The organism is Stenotrophomonas sp. HMSC10F06, from assembly GCF_001807865.1.
In the GTDB taxonomy this organism is placed as follows: Bacteria; Pseudomonadota; Gammaproteobacteria; order Xanthomonadales; family Xanthomonadaceae; genus Stenotrophomonas; species Stenotrophomonas bentonitica_A.
In genome coordinates this window covers 14,022-16,506 of sequence record NZ_KV791295.1, presented here as the reverse complement: position 1 = coordinate 16,506, position 2,485 = coordinate 14,022, and the positions used below count along the sequence as shown (strand labels likewise).

2 protein-coding genes are annotated in these 2,485 nt (G+C 62.3%); both read right to left on the bottom strand.

Features of this window, described 5'->3' with window-relative positions; genetic code table 11:
- Positions 1 to 200, bottom strand: a 200-nt coding sequence (locus HMPREF3113_RS13160; RefSeq protein ID WP_240790714.1) for a GTP-binding protein, incomplete at its 3' end; no start/stop codon positions are given.
- Positions 201 to 253: 53 nt separating this feature from the next.
- Positions 254 to 2,395 (bottom strand): elongation factor G, encoded by a 2,142-nt coding sequence (gene fusA / locus HMPREF3113_RS13155; protein WP_019186123.1) that lies wholly within the window; start codon positions 2,393 to 2,395, stop codon positions 254 to 256.
- Positions 2,396 to 2,485: the final 90 nt, after the last annotated feature.

The following is a 2,485-nucleotide window of genomic DNA, read 5'->3' as shown; positions in this document are numbered from 1 at the left end:
TGCGCGGTCGAGATCGTGATGCCACGTGCCTTTTCTTCCGGCGCGGCGTCGATCGCGGAGTAATCCTTGAATTCGCCACCGAAGCGCTCGGCACCGATCTTGGTCAGTGCAGCGGTCAGCGTGGTCTTGCCGTGATCGACGTGACCGATGGTGCCGACGTTGACGTGCGGCTTGGTGCGCTCGAACTTACCCTTTGCCATTGTTGTATACCTTGGATATCAGAAAAGAATGAGGTGGAGTCCTGAGCTTATGCTCAGGACTTCTTGACCACGGCTTCGGCGATGTTCGACGGAGCCGGCTCGTAATGGTCGAATTCCATCGTGAACGTTGCACGACCCTGGGTCTGCGAACGCAGCGAGGTCGCGTAGCCGAACATTTCACCCAGCGGAATCATCGCATTGATGATTTCAGCCGAACCGTCACCGGTCACGCTCGAACCCTGCAGCATGCCGCGACGACGGCTCACGTCGCCCATCACGTCACCCTGGTAATCGCTCGGGGTCACGATCTCGACCTTCATGATCGGCTCCAGCAGGACCGGCTTGGCCTTGGAGAAGCCCTGCTTGAAGGCCATCGAGGCGGCCAGCTTGAACGCCATTTCCGAGGAGTCGACGTCGTGGTACGAGCCGAACACCAGCTTGACCTTGACGTCCACGACCGGGAAGCCCGCCAGCGGACCGCTGGTGATGGTTTCGCGCAGACCCTTTTCGATCGACGGAATGAATTCCTTCGGAATCACGCCACCGGTGATGTCGTTGATGAACAGGAAGTCGTCCTTGATCAGCGGCCCGATCTTCGGGTCGGCCCGATCTTCGGCGGTGATCGGCGACAGCTCGATCACGACGTGACCGTACTGACCCTTACCACCGGACTGCTTGGCGTGCTTGTAGTCCGACTTGACGTCCGCGGCCTGGATGGTTTCGCGGTAGGCCACCTGCGGCTTGCCGACGTTGGCTTCAACGTTGAACTCGCGCTTCATGCGGTCCACGATGATGTCCAGGTGCAGCTCGCCCATGCCCGAGATGATGGTCTGGCCGGATTCTTCGTCGGTCTTGACGCGGAACGACGGATCTTCCTGCGCCAGACGGCCCAGGGCCAGACCCATCTTTTCCTGGTCGGACTTGGTCTTCGGTTCGACGGCCATCGAGATCACCGGCTCCGGGAACACCATGCGCTCCAGGATGATCGGGTGGTCCTGCGAGCACAGGGTGTCGCCGGTGGTGGTGTCCTTCAGACCCACCGCCGCGGCGATGTCACCGGCCAGCACTTCCTTGATTTCTTCGCGATCGTTGGAGTGCATCTGCAGGATGCGGCCGATGCGCTCCTTCTTGCCCTTCACCGAGTTCAGCAGCTGGTCGCCGGCGTTCAGCGTGCCCGAGTAGACACGGAAGAAGGTCAGCGCGCCGACGAACGGGTCGGTGATGATCTTGAAGGCCAGGGCCGAGAACGGCGCCTTGTCATCGGACTTGCGGCTCAGCGCAACGGTTTCATCGTCGACGTCGGTACCGGTCACGTCCGGCACGTCGATCGGCGACGGCAGCAGCTGCACCACGCCGTCCAGCATGGCCTGCACGCCCTTGTTCTTGAACGCCGAGCCGCAGTACATCGGCACGATGTCGGTGGCCAGGGTGCGCACGCGCAGGGCTTCGACGATTTCGGCCTCGGTCAGCTCTTCGCCGCCCAGGTACTTTTCCATCAGCTCTTCGCTGGCTTCAGCCGCAGCTTCGATCATGTAGGTACGGGCCTCTTCGGCCTCCGCCTGCATGTCCGCCGGGATCTCCAGGTACTCGAACTTCATGCCCTGCGAGGCTTCATCCCAATGGATGGCCTTCATCTTGATGAGGTCGACCACGCCCTTGAAGTTGTCTTCGGCGCCGATCGGCAGCTGCATCGGGACGGCGACAGCACCCAGCTTGGCCTTCAGCTGGCCAACGACCTTGGTGAAGTTCGCGCCGGTGCGGTCCATCTTGTTGACGAACGCGATGCGCGGCACCTTGTAACGGTTGGCCTGGCGCCACACGGTTTCCGACTGCGGCTGCACGCCACCGACGGCGCACAGCACGAAGACGGCACCGTCGAGCACGCGCAGCGAGCGCTCCACTTCGATGGTGAAGTCGACGTGCCCGGGGGTGTCGATGATGTTGAAGCGGTGCTCCGGCAGGGACTTGTCCATGCCCTTCCAGAACGCGGTGGTGGCAGCGGACTGGATCGTGATGCCACGCTCCTGCTCCTGCTCCATCCAGTCCATGGTGGCAGCGCCGTCGTGCACTTCACCGATCTTGTGGCTCTTGCCGGTGTAGAACAGGATGCGCTCGGACGTGGTGGTCTTGCCGGCATCGATGTGGGCCATGATGCCGAAATTGCGGTAACGCTCGATGGGAGTGGTGCGGGCCACGGGAGCCTCTCAATTTCTTGGAATTCGGATGGCCGAACGCCGCCTTTCGGCGGCCTTCGGATTGGCGCGGCACCCCAGGTGCCGCGGGGG